17 protein-coding genes are annotated in these 19,991 nt (G+C 73.3%); 8 read left to right on the top strand and 9 right to left on the bottom strand.

Features of this window, described 5'->3' with window-relative positions:
- Positions 1–29: 29 nt before the first annotated feature.
- Together HNQ07_RS12500 and HNQ07_RS12495 are read right to left on the bottom strand one after the other, a co-directional pair.
- The gene (locus tag HNQ07_RS12500) at positions 30–1,094 is read right to left on the bottom strand and encodes a hypothetical protein (protein WP_184112267.1); all 1,065 of its coding nucleotides are present in this window, start codon (positions 1,092–1,094) and stop codon (positions 30–32) included.
- 32 nt (positions 1,095–1,126) lie between these two features.
- Positions 1,127–2,278: a heparan-alpha-glucosaminide N-acetyltransferase domain-containing protein gene (locus tag HNQ07_RS12495; RefSeq protein WP_184112265.1), complete on the bottom strand. Its 1,152-nt coding sequence runs from the start codon at positions 2,276–2,278 to the stop codon at positions 1,127–1,129.
- A gap of 227 nt (positions 2,279–2,505) precedes the next feature.
- Between HNQ07_RS12495 and HNQ07_RS12490 the strand changes: the two genes are divergently transcribed.
- Positions 2,506–5,556 (top strand): AfsR/SARP family transcriptional regulator, encoded by a 3,051-nt coding sequence (locus HNQ07_RS12490; protein ID WP_184112263.1) that lies wholly within the window; start codon positions 2,506–2,508, stop codon positions 5,554–5,556.
- Positions 5,557–5,590: 34 nt separating this feature from the next.
- The gene (locus tag HNQ07_RS12485; protein WP_184112261.1) at positions 5,591–6,364 is read left to right on the top strand and encodes a 3-hydroxybutyrate dehydrogenase; all 774 of its coding nucleotides are present in this window, start codon (positions 5,591–5,593) and stop codon (positions 6,362–6,364) included.
- A gap of 46 nt (positions 6,365–6,410) precedes the next feature.
- Here HNQ07_RS12485 and HNQ07_RS12480 read toward each other — a convergent pair whose 3' ends face one another.
- Entirely contained in the window at positions 6,411–6,896 is a 486-nt protein-coding gene (locus HNQ07_RS12480; RefSeq protein WP_184112258.1) for a CAP domain-containing protein, read from the bottom strand.
- A 70-nt stretch (positions 6,897–6,966) separates the two neighbouring features.
- Positions 6,967–9,018: a M3 family metallopeptidase gene (locus tag HNQ07_RS12475; RefSeq protein ID WP_184112256.1), complete on the bottom strand. Its 2,052-nt coding sequence runs from the start codon at positions 9,016–9,018 to the stop codon at positions 6,967–6,969.
- A gap of 85 nt (positions 9,019–9,103) precedes the next feature.
- On the opposite strand from HNQ07_RS12475, the gene HNQ07_RS12470 reads away from it, so the two are divergent.
- A complete protein-coding gene (locus tag HNQ07_RS12470; protein ID WP_184112254.1) occupies positions 9,104–10,117 on the top strand; it encodes a GNAT family N-acetyltransferase in 1,014 nt (337 codons plus the stop codon).
- A gap of 3 nt (positions 10,118–10,120) precedes the next feature.
- Here HNQ07_RS12470 and queA read toward each other — a convergent pair whose 3' ends face one another.
- Positions 10,121–11,197, bottom strand: a complete 1,077-nt coding sequence (gene queA / locus HNQ07_RS12465; protein ID WP_184112252.1) for a tRNA preQ1(34) S-adenosylmethionine ribosyltransferase-isomerase QueA — start codon at positions 11,195–11,197, stop codon at positions 10,121–10,123.
- The gene (locus HNQ07_RS12460) at positions 11,181–11,750 is read right to left on the bottom strand and encodes a LabA-like NYN domain-containing protein (RefSeq protein ID WP_184112250.1); all 570 of its coding nucleotides are present in this window, start codon (positions 11,748–11,750) and stop codon (positions 11,181–11,183) included. The genes queA and HNQ07_RS12460 overlap by 17 nt, the downstream gene beginning before the upstream one ends.
- 167 nt (positions 11,751–11,917) lie before the next feature.
- On the opposite strand from HNQ07_RS12460, the gene HNQ07_RS12455 reads away from it, so the two are divergent.
- On the top strand, positions 11,918–13,210 hold the full coding sequence (locus tag HNQ07_RS12455) for an aspartate aminotransferase type Ic (protein WP_184112248.1): 1,293 nt from the start codon (positions 11,918–11,920) through the stop codon (positions 13,208–13,210).
- A gap of 290 nt (positions 13,211–13,500) precedes the next feature.
- A complete protein-coding gene (locus HNQ07_RS12450) occupies positions 13,501–14,016 on the top strand; it encodes a MarR family winged helix-turn-helix transcriptional regulator (RefSeq protein ID WP_184112246.1) in 516 nt (171 codons plus the stop codon).
- A 7-nt stretch (positions 14,017–14,023) separates the two neighbouring features.
- On the opposite strand, the gene HNQ07_RS12445 is transcribed toward HNQ07_RS12450, so the two are convergent.
- From HNQ07_RS12445 to lepB, 3 genes are read right to left on the bottom strand one after another with little or no spacing between them, the layout of a single operon-like run.
- Complete coding sequence (locus tag HNQ07_RS12445) at positions 14,024–14,713, bottom strand: DUF2259 domain-containing protein (RefSeq protein ID WP_184112243.1); 690 nt, start codon at positions 14,711–14,713, stop codon at positions 14,024–14,026.
- A gap of 53 nt (positions 14,714–14,766) precedes the next feature.
- The gene (locus HNQ07_RS12440; RefSeq protein WP_184112241.1) at positions 14,767–15,276 is read right to left on the bottom strand and encodes a hypothetical protein; all 510 of its coding nucleotides are present in this window, start codon (positions 15,274–15,276) and stop codon (positions 14,767–14,769) included.
- 40 nt (positions 15,277–15,316) lie between these two features.
- Positions 15,317–15,907: a signal peptidase I gene (gene lepB, locus HNQ07_RS12435; protein ID WP_229831998.1), complete on the bottom strand. Its 591-nt coding sequence runs from the start codon at positions 15,905–15,907 to the stop codon at positions 15,317–15,319.
- A gap of 103 nt (positions 15,908–16,010) precedes the next feature.
- On the opposite strand from lepB, the gene HNQ07_RS12430 reads away from it, so the two are divergent.
- The 3 genes from HNQ07_RS12430 (at position 16,011) to HNQ07_RS12420 (ending at position 19,933) form a co-directional block, all read left to right on the top strand.
- Positions 16,011–16,337 carry an FKBP-type peptidyl-prolyl cis-trans isomerase gene (locus HNQ07_RS12430; protein ID WP_184112239.1) on the top strand — a complete coding sequence of 109 codons (327 nt, stop codon included), beginning with the start codon at positions 16,011–16,013 and terminating at the stop codon, positions 16,335–16,337.
- Positions 16,338–16,455: 118 nt separating this feature from the next.
- Positions 16,456–18,459 (top strand): beta-galactosidase, encoded by a 2,004-nt coding sequence (locus HNQ07_RS12425; RefSeq protein WP_184112236.1) that lies wholly within the window; start codon positions 16,456–16,458, stop codon positions 18,457–18,459.
- The gene (locus HNQ07_RS12420) at positions 18,452–19,933 is read left to right on the top strand and encodes a glycoside hydrolase family 36 protein (protein ID WP_184112235.1); all 1,482 of its coding nucleotides are present in this window, start codon (positions 18,452–18,454) and stop codon (positions 19,931–19,933) included. Before HNQ07_RS12425 ends, HNQ07_RS12420 begins: the two co-directional genes overlap by 8 nt.
- The last annotated feature ends 58 nt before the right edge of the window (positions 19,934–19,991 follow it).

Raw genomic sequence — 19,991 nt, 5'->3', positions numbered from 1 at the left:
AGGGACAGTCTCCGGATTGGGGGGTGGGGTCATCGGCGGGCGAACAGGGTCGCCAGGACGGAGGGCAGGTGCAGGTGGCCGGTGCCGTTTGCCCAGGCCAGATTGGCGGTCATGCCGGCGGGCATGTGCCCAGCGGCAGTGTAGAGGGCCGCCGCTTTGCGGTACTGGGCGCGGGCGTCGTCGTCTCGCCCCTGTTTGCGCAGCACGGTGCCCAGGACGCTCGCGGCGAGCGGATTGCCGGGCTCTTCCTGGAGCGACTGGCGCAGCAGGGCCTCGCTGGTCTTCAGGCCGTCCGGGGTGGAGCGGCCGCTGCCGGTGCCGAGCACGCCGCCCACCGTGCGCTCGGCGCGGTAGTAGTCGTACTGGCTCCTGATGTAGGCGAGGCTCAGGAAGCCGAGCTTCGCGGCGGGCACGCTGCCCCTGCCGTCGGTGCGGACATACGTGGTCATGACGTCCCCGTCGAAGGTGGGCGTCACGAAGCGCCATCCGCCGTCCACCCACGCGAGCAGGCCCTGGTGCTTGGCGGTCGGGGTGGGTTCGCTGGCGTCCACCTGCACGTCCCCGGTGCTGAGGCGCACCACGCTGGTGACGTGGCCCAGATTGCTCTCCTGGCCGCTGAGGCTCTTCCACACCATGACCAGACCCGCGTTCAGCCCGGCGCGCTGGAGCAGCGCCGCGATGATGGTGCTCTGCAGCAGGCACTGGCGCTCGCCGTACTTGGGAATGCTGGCGAACTCGTAGCCGCGTTCCAGGCTGAAGCGGGGCACGGCCGCCTTCACGAAGGCGTGCGCCCACGCGGCGGTGTCCAGCGCCAGCTTGTCGCGTTCGGCGCCGCTGGCAGCCTGCACCTGGGCGCGCCGGGCGTCCAGCGCGGCACTGAGGGTCTGGCCACCGGCCAGGGGCTTGCCGGTGCGGGTGTACGCGGCGCTGAGCCACGCGCTGAAGGTGCCGTCCAGGGTCGCGCGGCGGTACGAATCGGCCGCGAGCGCCGAGAAGGCCGGGCCGCCCAGGTGCACGTCGGCCGGAGCGGGCGCCGCGGCGGCCAGGGTGCCGGGCGCCAGGGTGAGGGTCAGGAGCAGGGTCAGGGTTCGCATATCGACCTCGGGGTCAGGGTAGAAGGGGAACGTCAGAGTTTCAGGATCAGGCCGCGCCGGGCCATCCACGCCAGGCCCAGCCACACGGCCAGCACGTAGCCCAGGGTGTAGGTCCAGCCGCCGGCCAGGGCGCCCAGATGGTCGCGGGCGACGGTGAGCAGGGCCGCGCCCATCGGCATGGCCTTGCCGGCCCACCCGACCACCCAGTCCTGCAGAATCCACACCTTGATCACGATGGGCAGCACGTAGCCGGCCAGGGCGTTGCGGCCGGGGATGGTCAGGGGCGCGAGCAGCGCCGAGCCGCCCGGCACCCGCCCGGCGTCGCCAATGAGCCACGCGAGCAGCAGGCCCAGGGTGCCCAGCCCGGCCGAGTACACGATGTACGGCGGCGTCCACAGCGTCTTGCTCAGCGGCAGGTGCCCGCTGGCGGCCCAGCCGAAGCCCACCGCGGACAGCAGCAGGCCCAGCAGCAGCAGCTTCGCCCACGCGCGCGGCTCGCGGCGTTGCAGCGGCGTGGCGGCGGCGGCCCCGAGCAGCACCAGCGCAGTGGTGGGAATCACCGACACCAGCCCGCGCAGCCCGATGGGATTGAGCAGCACGTCGTTCAGCGCCTGCACGGGGTTGTGCGTCTCGTCCACGATGCCCACGCCGGCCGGGTGCACGCCCAGCGTGAGGAACGCCGCGTAGCCGGTCAGCAGCGCGGCCGCGATCAGCACCTGCCAGCGCACCCGCAGGCCGCCCAGCAGCGCGCCCACCAGGGTCGCCAGCGCGATCAGCTGCAGCACGCCCAGGCCCAGCGTGAAGGTGTGGGTGGTCACGCTGGTCTCGAAGGCCCCGAGCAGGTACAGCAGGGCGGCGCGTTCCACCAGCCGGCGCACCCGCGCCGCGCCGGTCACGCCCGCGCGCGTCATGGCCGCGAGCGAGAACGGCAGGGCCGCGCCGGCGCAGTACAGGAACCACGGAAACACCAGGTCCGTCAGGGTCAGGCCGCCGAACGGCGCGTGCATGAGCTGCGCCGGCGTACGCCCGCCGAGCGACACGTTGTTCACCAGCAGCATCAGCAGCACCGTCAGGCCGCGGAACGCGTCCAGGGCCAGCAGGCGCGGCGCGCGGGTCGCGGGGGCGCCAGCGACCGGCGCGGCGGGCAGCGTGGCCGGTGGGGCCGGGGAGGGAACGGCCGTCATGCGCCCAGTGGAGCGCGGCCCCCTCAGGTACAGATGAAAGCGCGGCAGACGTCCAGCTTCGCGGGCCACGCTCCCTGATAGCATTCGCTGCGCATGACAGGTCGTCGGTTTGTTCCGTTCCCCGCGTGGGTGGACGCCACGTCGGGCACGTCGCGTCCGGACTCCTCCGCCCCTCCTCCACCGGGCGGGTCGGGTCAGGCCGGCGTCACGGCCGGGCCGGGCGCTCCATGAGCGTGTCGTGGCGTGACCTGACGTCGCCCCGGCGGGCGCGCTGGCCGGCCGCGTCCGGCGCGGTGGCGCGGCCACGGCTGCGCGCGCTGCTGGGCGCGTCGCCCGTGCTGGTCGTGGTCGCTCCCGCGGGCTACGGCAAGACCACCGCCCTGGCCGCCACCGGGCCTGACACGGACAGCGCGCGGGCGTGGCTCACCCTGGACGCCGACGACGCCGATCCGCAGGTGCTCGCGGCGGGCCTGGCGCTGGCGGTCGAGGGCCTGCCGGGCGGCGCGGCCCCCGGCGCGCTGCTGGACGCCGGGGCGAGCCCGCGGCGGGTCGCGGCGCGCGTGGCGGACGTGCTGGACGGCGCGCGGGCGCGGCTGGTCCTGGACGAGGCGCAGCACCTCCTGACGCCGCTGGTGGAGGGCGTGCTGCGCGAGGTGCTCGACTGCGGCGCGGGCCGCGTGACCCTGCTCTCGCGCGTGCCGCTGCCGCTGCCGGACCTGACGCGGCTGGAGGCGGCGGGGGTCGTCACGCGGCTGTCGGCGGCGGACCTGGGCTTCACGCCGGACGAGGTGGGCGCGGTGCTGCGCGCGCAGGGCCTCACGCCGGGGAACGCGGAGGTCAGGCAGGCGCACGCGCTGACCGAGGGCTGGCCGATCGCGGCGCGGTTCCTGGCGCATTCGGTGGCGCAGGGCCGCGTGGGGCTGCGCGCCCTGGCGGATCTGGACGGCGGCGAGGCGCAGCTGGGCACGCTGTTCGCGTACCTCGCGCAGGAGGTGCTGGGTCCGCTGGAACCGGCGCTGCGCAACGTCCTGACGCGCGGCAGCGTGTTCGAGGAACTCACCGCGGACCTGCTGGAAGACGTGCTGGAGGAACCACACGCGGGCGCGCTGCTCGAGGCCCTGGCACGGAGCGGCACCTTCCTGACGCGCACCGGGCCGGTCGAGGGCGGCGGCGGGGCGTACCGCGCGCACCCGCTGCTGCGCGCCCACCTGCGCAGCGCGCTGCCTGCGGGCGAGGCGACACGCGTGGCGGCGCGCGGGGCCGCGTACTTCGAGCGCACCGGGCGGCCCCGCCGGGCGATGGCTGCGCACCTGCTGGCCGGGAACGCCGGGCGCGCGGCCCAGCTGCTCGCCGCGCACGGCGACACGTGGCTGTCGCAGGGACGCGTCACGCTGGTCGAGCGCAGCCTGCACCGCCTGCCGCCCGACGCGTGGACGCCGGACCTGCACGCCCTGGCCGGCGACGCCCTGCGGCTGTCGTCGCGCTACGACGGTGCGCTGGCCGCGTACGCGCGCGCCACACCGCTGCGCCGGGCGCTGGGCGAGGTGCAGGTGGCGCTCGACACCGTGCAGCCGGACGAGGCGTGGGCACCGCTGGACGTGGCCGAGGCCCTGCTGACCGGCAGCGGCGACGGCGCCGCGCTGGTGGGCCTGCGCCGGCTGCGCGCCGAGAACCTGCTGAACGCCGGGCAGCCCGGCCCGGCGGTCGCGCTGGAGCCCGCGCTGGCCGGGGGCGCACGCCACGCGCTGCGCACGGGCGACCTGAACCGCGCTCTGGCCCTGGCGCAGGACGCCGCGCGGGGCGAGACGGGCGGCGCGCGGGCCGCGCAGAACCACCGCGAGGGCCTGCTGCTCGCCAGTTTCCTGCACGCCATCTGTGGAGACGCGCCGGCGGCCGTCCGGGCGGCCGGCGAGGGCCTGGCGGAGGGCGAGCGGCTCGACAGCCCCTTCGTGCGCGCCCTGGCCCTGGCCCGCCTGGGGCACGCCCACCTGAGCGCGGGCGACGACCCGGCCGCGCGCGCCGCCTACGACCGCGCGCTGGAGCTGGCGCAGGGCGTGGTGCCGCGGCTGCGCGTCGAGCCGCTGATGGGCCACGCGTTCCTGACCGCCCGCGCGGGCGACCCGCTGCGGGCGCGGACCCTGCGCGACGACGCGCTCGCCCGCACCGGTGGGGACGGGTACATGCGCGGCCTGGTGCACCTCGCGGCGGGGCTGGGGAGCATCCAGGCGGGCGACGCGGCGGGAACGGCCGACGATCTGGACGCCGCGCGGGACGCCTTCACCGCCTGCGGGGACGCCTTCGGGCTGGCGGCGGTCGCGCTCGCCACCTTCGCCGCCCACGGCCACGGCGCGCCGGAGGCGGTGCAGGGGGCCGCGCGTTACCCCTTCCTGCTGACGACCGGGGCGATGTTCGCGCCGCTGCGCTCCCGCGCGGCCCGCGCGCGGCTGCTGGCCACCCTGGCCGAGGCCCGGCCGCACGAGCGGGCGGCGCTGGCCAGCGTGGCCGCCGCGCTGGGGTACGCGGACGTGCCGGCCAGCGCGGACACGCCGGGCTTCGGGGTGCACGTGCACGTGCTGGAACGCGTGCAGGTCGTGCGGGAGCACGAGTCCCAGCCGCGCGAGTGGGGCCGCGCGAAGGCCCGCGACCTGCTGGCCCTATTGGCGGTGCACCGCGCCGGCCTGCCCCGCGAGGCCGCGCAGGAGGCGCTGTTCCCGGACGCCGAGCCGGGCGTGGGCGAGCGCAACTTCCGCGTGACGCTGCACGCGCTGGGGCAGGTGCTGGAGGACGGCGCGGCCAGCGGCGTGTTCGTGGAGCGTGGCGAGTGGCTGCGCCTGCGTCCCGGCCCGGACCTGTACGTGGACCTGTGGGCCGCGTGGGACATTCTGGCCATGCCTGCCGGCACGCCCGGCCGCCTGCCGGCCCTGGCACAACTGGGCGCGCGCGTGGCTCCCAGCGACCTGCGGGACGTGCAGCGCGAGGCCGAGCGCTACGCGGCGGCCCTGCCCGACGCCCTGGCGACCGAGGCGGGCGTGGCGCTGGAAGCCGGCGACCCGGACGGGGCGGCCGTGGCCGCCGAGCGGGCGCTGATCCTCGACCCGGCGCACGAGCCGGCGGCGCGGGCCGCCATGCGCGCCCACCACGCGCGCGGCCACCCTGCGGCGGCGCGGCGGGTGTACGCAGGGCTGCGGGGCGCCCTGTGCGAGCTCGACCTGTCTCCCCTGCCCGAGACCGTCGCGCTGCGGCAGGCACTGGGCGGCCCGGACGGCGCGGGCGGGTAACGGCCGGGTGACGGCCCCGCCCTACACTCGCGGCATGACGACCGGACTTCAGGAAGACCGCGCGGCGCTGGTGACGGGCGGCACCAGCGGCATCGGCCTCGCCACCGCGCGGCGCCTGCGCGACGACGGCCTGCGGGTCGCGGTGCTCGACCTCGACCGGCCCGCCGCGCGGGAGGTGGCCGACGCCGAGGGCTTCGTGTTCATCGGCGCCGACCTGTCGCGCCGTGAGGACTGCGCGCGGGCCGTGCCGCAGGCCGTGGCCGCCGTGGGCGGGCTGGACGTGCTGGTGAACAACGCGGGCTTCCAGCACATCGCGCCCATCGCGGAATTCCCGGAGGACACCTGGGACGCCATGCTGCACGTGATGCTCACCGCGCCGTTCCTGCTCACCCGGTACGCGTGGCCGCACCTGCGGCGCAGCGGGCACGGCCGGGTGGTGAACGTGGCGAGTATCCACGCGCAGGTCGCCAGCCCCTTCAAGGCGGCGTACATCAGCGCCAAGCACGGCGTGATCGGCCTGACCCGCACGGCCGCGCTGGAGGCCGGCGAGCAGGGCTTCACCGTGAACGCGATCTGCCCCGCGTACGTCCGCACGCCGCTGGTCGAGAACCAGATTGCGGATCAGGCCCGCACGCGCGGCATCAGCGCCGCCGACGTCGAGCAGACCGTCATGCTGGAGAGTGCCGCCATCAAGCGCCTGCTCGAGCCGCAGGACGTGGCGGCGCTGGCGAGTTACGTCGTCAGCCGCGCCGCGTGGGGCATGACCGGCGCGGTGCTCGACCTCGACCTGGGCTGGACAGCCAGGTAGGCAGAGAGCGGAGAGCAGACGCCTGTTCGCTCTCTGCTCTCTGCGCCTACCTCTGGTCGCTGCTGAGCACGATCACGTAGGCGGTGCCGCGCGCGCCGCGCACGACGCTGGCGCCGGCGCGGGTGTAGCGGCGCTCGGTCATCCAGTAGCAGTGCACGGGGCTGTGCAGCCACCACTGCATGGCCTGCTCGGGGTTCACGCCGCCGTTCATGTAGATGATCTCGGTGACGCTCACGGCGTTCACGCCGGTGCTGGCCGCGCGCACGCGGGGGGTGCTGCCGCCGGTACCGGTGTGCGACACCCGCCCGGTCTGCACCATGTATCCGGCCTGGAGCCGCGCCGCCTGGGCGTGCTGGGCGCTGGCCGTCAGCGCGCCGGCGGCGGGCCGGATGCCGCTGCCGGGGCACGTCACGCCCTGGGCGCGCACCTGGTTCAGGCGGTCGAGGAGCTGGCGCTCCGCCGTACTCTGGGCCTGCACAGCGCCCAGCGACAGGGGAACGAGGGCCAGCAGCGTCAGGAGAACCTTGAGCATCGTGAACGCAGCATAAAGCCGGCGCCCTGTCATCCGTCTTAAGACGGGGGCGCCGGCCAGGGGTGAAGGCTCAGGCGGTGGGCAGGATACCGCTGCGGCGCAGCAGGGCGTCCGGATCGGGGTCGCGGCCCATGAACTCGCGGTACAGCGCGGCCGGGTCGTCGCTGTTGCCGCGCGCGAGCACCGCGTCCACGAAGGCGCGGCCGGTGTCGCGGTTGAAGATGCCCTCGCGCGCGAAGCGGGTGAACGCGTCGGCGTCCAGCACCTCCGCCCACTTGTACGAGTAGTACCCCGCGCCGTAGCCGACCGGCGAGCTGAACAGGTGCCCGAACGACGCGACCATGGCGTAGTCCTCGGGCAGCGCGTAGGGGTAGAAGCGCGCCATCACGCCCCGCGCCACCGTGACCGGGTCGGCGTCGCCGGCCGGATCGTACTCCACGTGCAGCGTGAGGTCCGTCAGGCCCAGCGAGTACTGGCGCATGCTGAAGTTTGCGGCGCGGTAGTTGCGGGCGGCCACCATACGGTCATACAGTTCCGCGGGCAGCGCCGCGCCGGTCACGTGGTGCCGCGCGAACAGGTCGAGGGCCTCGCGCTCCATCACCCAGTTCTCCATGATCTGGCTGGGCAGTTCCACGAAGTCCCACGCGACGTTGGTACCCGCCAGGGATTTCACGGGGACGCGCGAGAGCGCGTGGTGCAGCAGGTGCCCGAACTCGTGGAACACCGTCTCGACCTCGCTGATGGACAGCAGGGCGGGCGTGTCGCCGCTGGGGGGCGTCATGTTGCCGCACATCAGGCCCAGGTGCGGCTCCACGCCGTGCTCGCGGGGACCGCCGGTGAAGAACGAATTCATCCACGCGCCGCCGCGCTTGGTGTCGCGCGGGAACCAGTCGGTGTAGAACGACGCGATGTGCACGCCCGCGTCGTCGTGGATGTCGTAGTAACGCACCTCGGGGTGCCAGCCGGGGGCCTGGGCCTGCGTGACGGTCACGCCGAAGACCCGCCGCGTGATCTCGAACAGCCCCGCCAGCACGCCGTCCATCGGGAAGTACGGGCGCAGCTGCTCCTCGTCGAAATCGTACTTCGACTGCCGCTGCTTCTCGGCCCAGTACGCCACGTCCCACGCGGCGAGCGCCGGAGCGCTGTCGCCGGCCTGCGCGCGGTAGTACGCTTCCAGCTCGGCGTTCTCGGCGTCAAAGGCGGCGCGGGTGCGGTCCTCGAGGTCACGTTCGAACTTCAGCGCGGCCGCGCCGCCGCCCGCCATGCGGTCTTCCAGCACGTAGTCCGCGAAGTCGCGGAAGCCCAGCAGCTCGGCCTTCTCGCGCCGCAGGCTCAGGATCTGACGGATCAGGGGGCGGTTGTCGCGGCCCGGTTCGCGGCCCACCCGCTGCTGCGCTTCCCACAGCTCGCGGCGCAGGTCGCGGTCGTCGGCATACGTCAGGATGGGGCCGTACACGGGGTAGTGCAGGGTCAGGCGGTGGCCCTCCTGGCCGTGCTCCTGCGCGTCGCGGCGGGTGGCGTCCTGCACGCGCACGGGCACGCCCGCAAGGCGACCTTCCGGCACGTACAGCTCAAAGGCGGCGGTGGCGTCCAGCACGTTCTTGCCGAATTCGTTGGTGATCTCGGCGAGCGTGGTGTTCAGTTCGGTCAGGCGCGTCCGGCCGGCCTCGGGCAGGTCGGCGCCGCCGCGGCGGAAGTCGTCGATGGTGAGTTTCAGGTGGCGGGCACGCACCGGGTCGAGCGCGGCGGCCTGGGGTGTGTCAGCATAGGCCTTCAGGGCGGCCCACAGGCCGGGGTGCAGGCCCAGCATGGTGCGGAACTCGCTGACCTTGGGAATGATCGCCTTGCGGGCGGCCTGCCACGCGTCGCTGGTGACCACGCCGTCGAGGTGCGACACGATGGTGTTCACGGTGTCGAGCTGCTCCGTGAGGGTGTCGAGGTCCTCCATGAAGGCCTCGAAGTTCCGCCCGGGCGCCGCGGCGAGCCGTTCGAGCTTCTCGCGGGTCGCGGCGAGCAGGGTGTCCACGGCGTCTTCCGCGTGCTCCGGCAGGATGCGGTCGAAGGGAATCTTGAACCCCAGGTTCAGGAGGGGGTTCGCCGTCAAGACAGCGTCAGGTGACATCCGGTGAAGTATAGGCATGGACCGCCAGGACCGCCGTAAGCCGGACGACGGATGCCTTTCCCCGCCGGGTGTGCTGCACTTCCGTATGGCCGAGCCCACGTCCCCGCCCGCCACGCTCCTGCCCCTCCCGGACGACGTTCAGCTGCGTCCCGTCACTCCGGACGACTTTCCGGCGTTGGCGGCGTTCCTGACAGCCGCGCATCCCGATCACCCGCTGGCGGCGGCGGACCTGGAGCGCCACGCGACCTTCCGCCTGCCGGACGAGCCCCACTGGCACGTGCTCGCGCAGCGCGGCGGCACGCTGGTCGGCATGGCCGAGGCCGGGGTGCCGCGCATGGACGGCCACCCCGGCTGGATCCAGGTGACGGCCACCGTGAATCCGCCGGACACCGCGCTGATGGGCGCGCTGCTGGACCAAGCCGAGGCGCGCGCCCTGGCCTTCGGCGCGCGGACGCTCACCACCGGCGCCCGCGAGGGCTGGTGGGAGGTGCCGCTGCTGGAAGCGCGCGGCTACGCCGTCCACGACCGCATGTGGCCCAGCGTGCTCGACCTGACCACCCTGGACGACGGGCGTTTCCGGGCGTTCGAGGAGCGCGCGGCCGCGTCGGGCGCCACGCTGCGCACGCTGCCGGACCTGGGCGACATCCACACGGACGGAGCCATGCAGCGCCGCCTGTACGACCTCGTCGCGGCCCTGCTGCGCGACGTGCCGAGCGCCACCCCGGTCAGCGTGTGGCCCTTCGAGACGTGGCAGCGCCGCTTCCTGAGCGGCCTGAAACACCCCGAGGGCGTCTTCGTGGCGGTCGCGCCGGACGGCGGGTGGGTGGGCGTGAGCGAACTGCACATGCCGATGCCCGCGCGGCCCGGCACGCTGATGATCGGCCTGACCGGCGTCCTGCCCGCGTGGCGGCGCCGCGGCCTGGCGTACGCGCTGAAACTCGCGGCCGCGCGGGCCGGGCACGCGCGCGGCTACACGAAGGTCTTCACCGGCAACCACAGCCGCAACGCGCCCATGCTCGCCATCAACGAGGCGATGGGCTTCGTGCGCGAGCCCGCCCGCCTCACGCTGACGCGGGAGGTGGAGGGCGCCACCGGCTGAGGATCAGCGACTTGTGTTCTCCAGCAGCATCGCGTCGCCCAGCGAGTAGAAGCGGTAGCCGTCCGCCAGGGCGTGGTCGTAGGCCGCGCGGATGCGGTCCTCGCCCGCGAAGGCCGCGACCAGCAGCAGCAGCGTGCTGCCCGGCAGGTGCAGGTTCGTGATCAGCAGGTCCGGCACGTTCACTCGCGTGCCCGGCGTGATGAAGATGCGGGTGTCGCCCTCGCCGGGCTGCACCCGCTCGCCATTCCACGCGCTCTCCAGCGTGCGGACGGTGGTCGTGCCGACGGCCACCACGCGCCGGCCCTCGGCCCGCGCGCGGGTGATGGCGTCGGCCGCCTGAGCACTGACCGAGTAGCGCTCGGCGTGCATGACGTGCTCGCGGACCGGCCCGCTGATGGGCTTGAAGGTGCCGGCCCCGACATGCAGCGTGACCTGAGCGCGCTCCACGCCCCGCCGGTCGAGGGCCGCCAGCAGTTCCGGCGTGAAGTGCAGCCCGGCGGTCGGCGCGGCCACGCTGCCGGGCGCACGCGCGTACACCGTCTGGTAGCGCTCACGCCAGCGGTCGTCCGAGTCGCCGGCGTCGATGTACGGCGGCAGGGGCAGGCGGCCGATGTCGTCCAGGTGCGGCGTGATGTCGTGCTCGAAGCGCAGCAGCCGGGCACCGTCGGCCTGCTGCCCGACGACCTCCGCGCGGTGCTCGCCCAGGAAGAGGACGTTCCCGGCCCGCTTCGCGGGCTTCAGGTACGCGCTCCACACGTGGCGCTCCTCCTCGCGCAGCAGCAGCACCTCGACCTGACCGCCGCCGTGCCCGTGGGCGTCCAGCGGCTTGCGCGCCATGATCCGCGCCGGGATCACGCGGCTCTCGTTCCACACCAGCAGGTCGCCGGGCCGCAGCAGCTGCGGCAGGTCGCGGAAGACGTGGTCCGAGACGGTGTCCCCCACCACCATCAGGCGCGAGGTGTCGCGCGGCTCCGCGCCACTCTGCGCGATGCGCTCCGGGGGCAGCTCGAAGTTCAGGCGCGCCAGGACGGCGTCGGGGTCGCCTGCCGCCGGACGGCCCGGCTCAGGGCTGGGGCTCATCGCCGGCGCCTTTCGCCGCGCCGCCGTTCTTCACGCGGGCGGGCATCAGGGCGTCGTCCACGTCCGGCAGGTGGGTGAAGCGGTCGGCGGCGTCGATGAGTTTCTGCGCGGTGTGCTCGCGGAACGAGATCACCTCCACGCGCTTGCCGCGCTCCTGCAATACCTCCACGATGTCCGTGAAGTCGCCGTCGCCGCTGCCCAGCACCACCACGTCCATCGAGTCCATCATGCGCACCATGTCCGCGACGATCCCCATGTCCCAGTTGCCCTCGTAGATGGGCTTGCCGCCCTCGGTGACGTGGTGCAGCGTGAGGTTCATGCGCCGCACCTTGAAGCCCAGGGTCGAGAGCTTATAGATGAAGGGCCGCGCGGTCGCCTCGCCCTCGCGCTCGACGGTGTACGCGATGGCGTGCACGAGTTCGCGGTCGCGGGTCGCGCAGCGCAGCAGCGACTCGAAGTTCACGGTGCGTTCCAGCAGGTCGCGGGCGGAGTGGTAGAGGTTTTGCGTGTCGATGAACACGCCGACACGGGGCCGGGATACGACGTACTGCATTGGGGATCTCCTGTTGGGCGGGGAACAAAAGTGGGCCGGAAAAGGGCGGGGCCAAAGGCTGGCCGCAGGGCGGTCAGCGGGGGGAGTCTAGCACCGTGCCCGCGCCGGCCCAGAGAACGTCAAACAACCGCCGGCCGGGTGGGGCGCGCGGGCGCTACCCTGGACCCATGACGAGTGACCGGCGAGCGGAAGCCCTGGCCAGGGCGCAGGCGGCCTACGACGGCGTGCGGGCGCAGGGCCTGAAACTGAATATGCAGCGCGGCCAGCCGTCCGACGCGGACTTCGACCTCAGCAACGGCCTGATGGGCGCGCTGGGCGAGGCCGATGTCACCATGGACGGCCTGGACCTGCGCAACTACCCGGGCGGCGTGGCGGGCCTGCCCAGCGCGCGGCGGCTGTTCGCGGCGTACCTGGACGTGAAGCCCGAGAACGTCGTGGTGTGGAACAACGCCTCGCTGGAACTCCAGGCCTTCGTCCTGACCTTCGCGCTGCTGCACGGCACACGCCACAGCGCCGGCCCGTGGGTGCAGCAGCGCCCCAAGATGATCGTGACCACGCCCGGCTACGACCGGCACTTCCTGCTGCTGCAGACGCTGGGCTTCGAGCTGCTCACGGTGGACATGCAGCCGGACGGCCCGGACGTGGACGCCGTACAGCGCCTCGCGCAGAGCGATCCGTCGGTCAAGGGCGTGCTGTTCGTGCCGACGTACTCGAATCCGGGTGGCGAGACGATCAGCGCTGCGAAGGCCGCGCGGCTGGCCGGCGTGCAGGCCGCGGCGCCGGACTTCACGATCCTGGCGGACGACGCGTACCGCGCGCACCACCTGGAGGGCGCCGACGAGACCGTGAATTTCGTGGCGCTCGCGCGCGACGCCGGCTTCCCGGACCGCGCCTTCGTGTTCGCGAGCACCAGCAAGATCACCTTCGCGGGCGCCGGCCTGGGCTTCGTGGCGAGCAGCGAGGACAACATCAAGTGGCTGTCGAAGTACCTCAACGCGCAGAGCATCGGGCCGAACAAGGTCGAGCAGGCCCGGCACGTCAAGTTCCTGGAGTCCTACCCCGGCGGCATCGACGGCCTGATGCGCGACCACGCCGCATTGATCGCACCGAAGTTCCGCGCGGTGGACGAGGTGCTGCGCGCGGAACTGGGCACGGACGGCACCTACGCCACGTGGACGAACCCGCGCGGCGGGTACTTCTCCTCGCTGGACACCACGCACCCCGTCGCGGCCCGCGTGGTGCGCCTCGCGGAAGACGCCGGCGTGAGCCTCACCCCGGCCGGCGCCACGTATCCCGGCGGACAGGACCCGCACGACCGCAATATCCGCCTGGCGCCCACCCGCCCGCCGCTCAGCGAGGTCCACACCGCGATGCAGGCGGTGGCCGCGTGCATCCGCCTGGCGACCGAGGAATACCTGGCCGCGCAGGCCAACCCCGCGACCGCCCCCGCCGGCGTCTGACCCACTCTCACCCGCAGAGCACGGCCGCCGGCAGCACGCTCCGGCGGCCGTGCTCCGTGATGCCCGCTGGGACCCGCACGGCGGCCCGGTTCTGATTCGGGTGAAATCCCGGCCGGCCCCTGGTAACGTTCCCACCTTCCCCGTGCGTGCGCCCGGCCCGGACGGAGCGTTCACAGACGGGAACGCGGCTCGACATCCACAGGCGTCCAGCACACGCTTTGGCGGATGAACGTTTTCCGACTGACCAAGTGCGCTTGACCGGGGCAGCGGTGGGACGCACCATGAGACGCATGGCGAACCGTTACGCGGGAACCGAAGCGGAGCGTGGGGCGCTGGACGCCTACGTGAAACTCTGGCGGGCCGCGCACGCGGTCGAAGTGGCTGCCAACCGCCACCTCATGGACCACAACCTGACCACCAGCCAGTTCGCGGTGCTGGAGGCGCTGTACCACCTCGGGCCGCTCAGCCAGCGACATCTGGCCGACAAGATCCTGCGCTCCAGCGGGAACCTCACCATGGTGATCGACAACCTGGAACGCGACGGTCTGGTCAGGCGCGAGCGCGTACCCTCCGACCGGCGGGTGGTCAGCGTGACCCTCACCGCGGCGGGGCAGGCGCTGATCGCCCGGGTGCTGCCCAAGCACGTGCAGGGCATCCACGACATCTTCGGCGTGCTGGACTCCGCCGAACTCGCCTCGCTGAGCGCCCTGACGCGCAAACTGGGCCACGCGGTCAGCCGCCGGCTGGACGCCGACGCGCTGCGCCCGCTCGGGCGGGGCCGGCCCGGCGCCCTCCCGGAGTCCTGACCGCCCCTCAGCGCAGCGTGGCGGCGATGAACACCGGCTCGGCGTCCGGGCCCTCGAAGCCCGGCCCGTAGGCGCGGACCGTGAGCAGCGCGCGGTCACCCTGCACGTCCACGCGTTCCAGGGTGTACCCGGCGGCGCACGCGCGGGCGGCGGGCAGCGCCGCGTCCTGGAACACGACCAGCCCGTTCACGCTCAGGCGGAACCCGGCGGGCACGAAGCCGCCCAGCATCTCCGGGTACGCGCACGTGGACGGCAGGGCGTACACGTCCAGCGTGACCGGCACCGGCCGCGACCACACGTTCACCGCGGTTCGCTCGGTCTGCCCGGACGTGGCGGCGTCGCTCCAGCGCGGGTACGGCGCGGCGTAGGTGCGGGCGAAGCGCGCGGCGTGCACGCGGCCGGGCCACAGGCCCCAGGTATGCAGGCGGGCGGCGGTGGCCGGCGCGTTCAGCAGCGCGGCGCGCAGGCTGCCGGGCGACGCGTCCGCCGTGCGGGACTGGCGGTAGAGGGTGGTGCCGCCCGCGGTGCTCAGCACGTCCAGACGCGCGGCGCCCTGGCCGGACCCGTCCTTCACGCCGGAGGTGAGCACCAGCACGCGGTCGCCCGACACGGAGAAGCGCACGTGGGTCACGGGCAGGCGTTCGTTCGCGAGGGCCACAGTTCCCGACGCGAGCAGCAGGGCGAGCAGACGGCGCATGCCCCACCGTACCCCCACGGCCTGAGCCGGCGCTGAACCCGGTCCAGCGGGGCTCAGCGGAAGCGCAGCGACGACAGCACCTTGCTGAACAGCGTGCTGGCTGCCGCGTAGCGCGCGGGCGAGTCGGTGAGCTGGAAGGAGTACAGGTTTTTCGCGCCGTTGCCGTACCACACCCGCATCCGCAGCTGGCCGCGCGGGTGCGTCAGCGTGTACTGGCGCTCGATGCCGCTGACCCCGCCGTACGTCGCGGCCGCGCTCGACTGCTGCTTGAGGGTCACGCCGCTGGACGTCACGCCCGCCTCGAACTTCTTGAATTCGCTGTTCAGGTTCACGGCGGCGCCGTTCTTGGGCGTGTACAGCAGCCGGATCAGCGTGGCGGGCGGGGCCTTGGCCGACACGACGCTCACGCCGGCGGCCTTGTCGCCGAAGTCGGCGCCCAGCCAGCCGGCAGGCAATGACACGCGGAAGGGCAGCTTGGGGTCGTCGACCGCGACCAGCGTCTGCGCGGAGGCGACACCGCCGGCCATCAGCGCGGCGGCCAGCACGGGAATCCGGACGTTCATGGGAGCGAGCGTAGCAGCGGGACGTGAGCGGGACCCCTGTTCAGCGGGGCACGGAACCGGGCTGCGGCCACAGGCGCACGTCGGCAGGCCCGGCCACATCGCGCAGCGCGACCGGGCCATAGGCGCGGCTGTCAAGGCTCTCGCCCAGGCGGCGGTTGTCCCCCATCACCCACACCGTCCCGGCCGGCACCACCCGGGCCGCCTGGTCCTGCACGAAACCCTCGCTGGCGTACGGCTCGGCCAGCGCACGGCCGTTCACGGTCACGCGCCCGTCCGTCACACCCACCGTGTCGCCCGCCAGCGCCAGCACGCGCTTGATGTTGTACGGGCGGTGGCGCACGCCCCACACGGTCTCGTAGGCGTAGGGACTGTCCGCGGGCGCCTTGAACACCACCAGGTCGCCGCGCCGGGGAAACGCGCCGCCCAGTCCCCACGTGCGCTGCCAGCGCGGGTATTTCAGCAGCAGCAGCACGTCCCCGGTGTGCAGGGTGGGGTTCATGGAGTCGCCGTCCACCCGGGCGAGGGTGCCCACGAAGGTCGTCAACACGTACACCGGCAGCAGCGCGCCCACGATCCACGTGCGCCACGCCGCCGCGAGCGGGTGGGGTGGGGTGGGGGTCGCGCCGCTCACAGCTGCCCAGGCTAGCAGAGGGACGGTCCGGGCCTTGGGCGGGCCTTAAGGCTCACTTCAGGCAGCGGGGAGGATGGCCAGAAGTCGGGATACCCTGACGCGCATGGATGAGCTCAAGGTCGAGAAGTATCACGAGGGCCACGGCGCGCCCGCCCAGCCGGGCAAGATGGTCAAGGTGCACTACACCGGCACGCTGGAAAACGGGCAGAAGTTCGACTCCAGCCGCGACCGCGGCCAGCCCATCGAGTTTCCGCTGGGCGTCGGCTACGTCATCAAGGGCTGGGACGAGGGCATCGCGCAGCTGAACGTGGGCGACAAGGCGAAGCTCACCATTCCCGCACACCTGGGCTACGGCGCCGCGGGCGTGCCCGGCGTGATTCCGGGCGGCGCGACCCTGATCTTCGACGTGGAACTGGTGGACGCCGGCTGACCGGTCCCCGTTGGCGCGGCCCCCGTGGACACCGTCCACGGGGGCCGTCCCGTGCTGCCCCACCACGCCGCCTGGCCGCCCCCACGTTTCTCATTTTCTTCTGGTTCAAGGATGACCCATGACCGACGCTGACGCCGCCGCGCCCCCACATCTCCTGCTGGGGTCCTGCGATTACCCGGAGCACGTGCCGCAGGACCGCTGGACCCGCTACGCCGAGCAGCAGCGCAGCGCGGGCCTGCACTTCGTGCGGATCGCGGAGTTCGCGTGGAGCCGACTGGAACCCGAACCCGGCCGTTACGACTGGGCGTGGCTCGATCACGCCATCGAGGCGTACCACGGCGCGGGCCTGAAGGTCGTGCTGTGTACCCTGACGGCCACGCCGCCCGCGTGGCTGATCCGAGCGCACCCGGAGGTCCTGCCGTACGACGAGCAGGGCCGTGTGCGCGAGTTCGGGTCGCGGCGCCACTACGACTTCGCGTCGCCGGTGTACCGCGAGCACTCGCGCCGGGTCACGCTGGCGATGGCCCTGCGCTACGGGCGGCACCCGGCGGTGGTGGGCTGGCAGACCGACAACGAGTTCGGCTGCCACGCCACGTCTCGCAGCTACGGCGGGGCCAGCGCGGCGGCCTTCCCGGAATGGCTGCGCCAGCGCTACACCGTGGTCGAGCGCCTGAACGAGGCGTGGGGCAACGTGTTCTGGAGCATGGAGTACGTGTCGTTCGACCAGATCCGCCCGCCGATCCTGACGGTCACGGAACTCAATCCGTCGCACGTGCTGGACTACGCGCGCCACTGCTCCAGCTTGATCGCGGACTTCCAGCGCGAGCAGGTGGAGATCCTGCGGGAGATGTCGCCGGGGCGCTTCATCACGCACAACTTCATGATCTTCGAGTCGGGCTTCGACCACTACGAGGTCGCGCGGGGCCTGGACTTCGCGTCGTGGGACAATTACCCGCTGGGCATGCTGGAGCACTTCGCCCCGCCCGGCGCGGGCGACGACGTGAAGACCCGCTACGCGCGCACCGGGCACCCGGACCTGATCGCCCTGAACCACGACATCTACCGCTCGCTGGCGTCGGGCGGCGCGGGCCTGGGGCGCGAGGGACGCGGCACGCCGCCCGGCATGTGGGTCATGGAGCAGCAGTGCGGGCAGGTGAACTGGGCGCCGTACAACCCGTTGCCCGCGGACGGCGCGGTGGCCCTGTGGACCGCGCAGGCGTGGGCGCACGGCGCGGACGTGGTGAGCTACTTCCGCTGGCGCGCGGCGACCATGGCGCAGGAGGTGATGCACTCCGGCCTGCTGCGCCACGACGAGACCGAGGACCGGGGGCTTGCCGAGGTCCGCGCCCTGGACCAGTCGCAGTTCCCGGCGGGCGACGTGCCGGCGCGTGTGGCGCTGCTCCACGACTACGAGAGTCTGTGGCTGTACGACCAGCAGCCGCACGCGGCGGGCATGACGTACTGGGCGCAGGTCGTCGCGTATTACGGCGCGCTGCGCTCGCTGGGTGTGGATGTGGACATCGTCCACGCGGACGCGGACGTGAGCGCCTACGCGGTCGTCGTGGCCCCGGCGATCACGCTGATGTCGCCCGAACGCGCCGAGCGCTGGACGCGAGCCGTGCAGGGCGGCGTGAAGCTGGTGTCCGGGCCGCGCACGGCCTTCCGCATGCCCGGCGGTCAGACCTGGGCGGCCGGCCAGCCGGGGCCGCTCTCGGACCTGCTGGGCGTCAAGCTCCTGCAGTTCGACTCTCTGCGGCCCACCCTGACGCAGGACGTGAGCGGGCCGGGCGGCGCATTCCAGGCGCAGACGTGGGCGGAGAGCTACCGCCTGGAGGGCGCACAGGCGACGTACACCTACGCGGGCGGCCCGCTGGACGGACACGCGGCGGTGGCCGCGCACGGGAACGCAACCGTGATCGGCGCCCACAGCCCCGACCTTCTCCGGGCGGTGCTCTCGGACGTGCTGGCAGGCGCTGGCGTCGAGGTCACGCACCTGCCGGAGGGCGTGCGCATCAGCCGCCGGGCCGGGCGGACCCTGGTGCAGAACTGGACCACGGAGCGCGTCACGTGGCAGGACCACACACTGGAGCCCGTGAGCTTCGAGGTGCTGGCCCATGCCTGAATGGACCCTGGCCGCCGACCCCTCCACCCTGCGCGTGCTGACCAGCGGCTATCAGTCGTGGAGCGAGGCCGAGCTGCGGTTCGTCACGGACACCCAGCCGCGCGCCCTGCTGCAGTGGATGACCGAGCAGGGCCAGGACCCCGCGTTCCCGCCCAGCGACGAGGCCGGCGTGTGGCGCTCGCACACCCTGATCGCCCTGATCCGCCCGGACGGTGGCGGCTGGGTGGGCTGCGCGCTGGACGCCACCCACACCTTCACGCACTGGGAGGCGCGGGCCGGGCAGGGCGAGGTCACGCTGACCTGCACGCTGGAGGGGCCGGACGTCGAGGTGGCCTTTGAGGAGACGGCGGACGTGATCGCCACCGTCGAGGCGCTCAGTGCCGAGCTGGGCCGGCGGATGAACGCGCTGACGCCCCCGCCGCTGCGGGTGTGGTGCTCGTGGTACTCGTACTACCGCTCGGTCACGCTGGAGGACATGCTGCACAACGCCCGGCGCGCGCGTGAACTGGACCTGCCCTTCGACGTGTTCCAGCTCGATGACGGCTTCCAGGCCGACCTGGGCGACTGGACCGAGCCGTCCGCGTGGTTCGGCGGGCACGCCAGGGACCTCCCCGCCGCGCTGAAGGCGCTGGGATTCCGCGCGGGCCTGTGGCTGGCCCCGGTCCTGGTCGGGCCGCACTCGAAGCTGTACGCGGCGCATCCGGAGTACCTGCTCCAGAACGAGGACGGCAGCGGGCCGCTGCTGTTCGGGAACAACTGGGGCGGGCCGTACGCGGCCCTGGACACCACGCACCCCGGCGCCCTCGCGTGGCTGCGCGACCTGGCCGCCACCGTGCGCGGGTGGGGCTACGACTACCTGAAGATCGACTTCCTGTACGCGGCGTCGCAGCCAGGCGGGCGGCACGACCCCGGCGTGGGCCGCGCACAGGCGTACCGTCAGGCGCTGGACGCGATCCGCGAGGGCTTTGGCGACGGCTTCATCCTGGGCTGCGGCGCGCCGCTGGCGACATCCATCGGCGTGGTGGACGCCATGCGGACCGGTCCGGACGTCGCGCCCTTCTGGGACGACGAGGGCCGCCGCGTCCACCTGCGCGACGGCGCCACCCCGAACGCCCGCAGCGCGCTGCACACCGCCCTGTCGCGCTGGTACCAGCACACGTGGTACCAGCCGGACCCGGACGTGATGATCGCCCGGCGGGAGCTGAGCATGCTGAATGAGCACGAGCGCCAAGCGGTGGCCGGCATGCTGGACGTGATCGGCGGCCTGCGCGCCAGCAGCGATCCTATCGACATGCTGGACGCCGCCGGGCTGGCCCTGCTGCGCCGCAGCCTGGAACTCAGCACCCCGGACCGGCCCACCACCCTGGCGCGCAGCAACGGCGGCGCGGTCACGCACTTCACGCGCGGCACCTTCAACCTGACGGACGCGGCCGTGGACGGCCTGCCGCCGCACACTTACCAGCCCACCAGCTGACCTTCCCGTGGGCCGGAGGACGTCGCCCTCCCCTGCCGCAGGCTGCCGCCCGGCCCCA

The organism is Deinococcus metalli, assembly GCF_014201805.1.
In the GTDB taxonomy this organism is placed as follows: Bacteria; Deinococcota; Deinococci; order Deinococcales; family Deinococcaceae; genus Deinococcus; species Deinococcus metalli.
The sequence above is the reverse complement of the archived record's forward strand: the minus strand, read 5'-3'. Positions and strand labels throughout refer to the sequence as shown.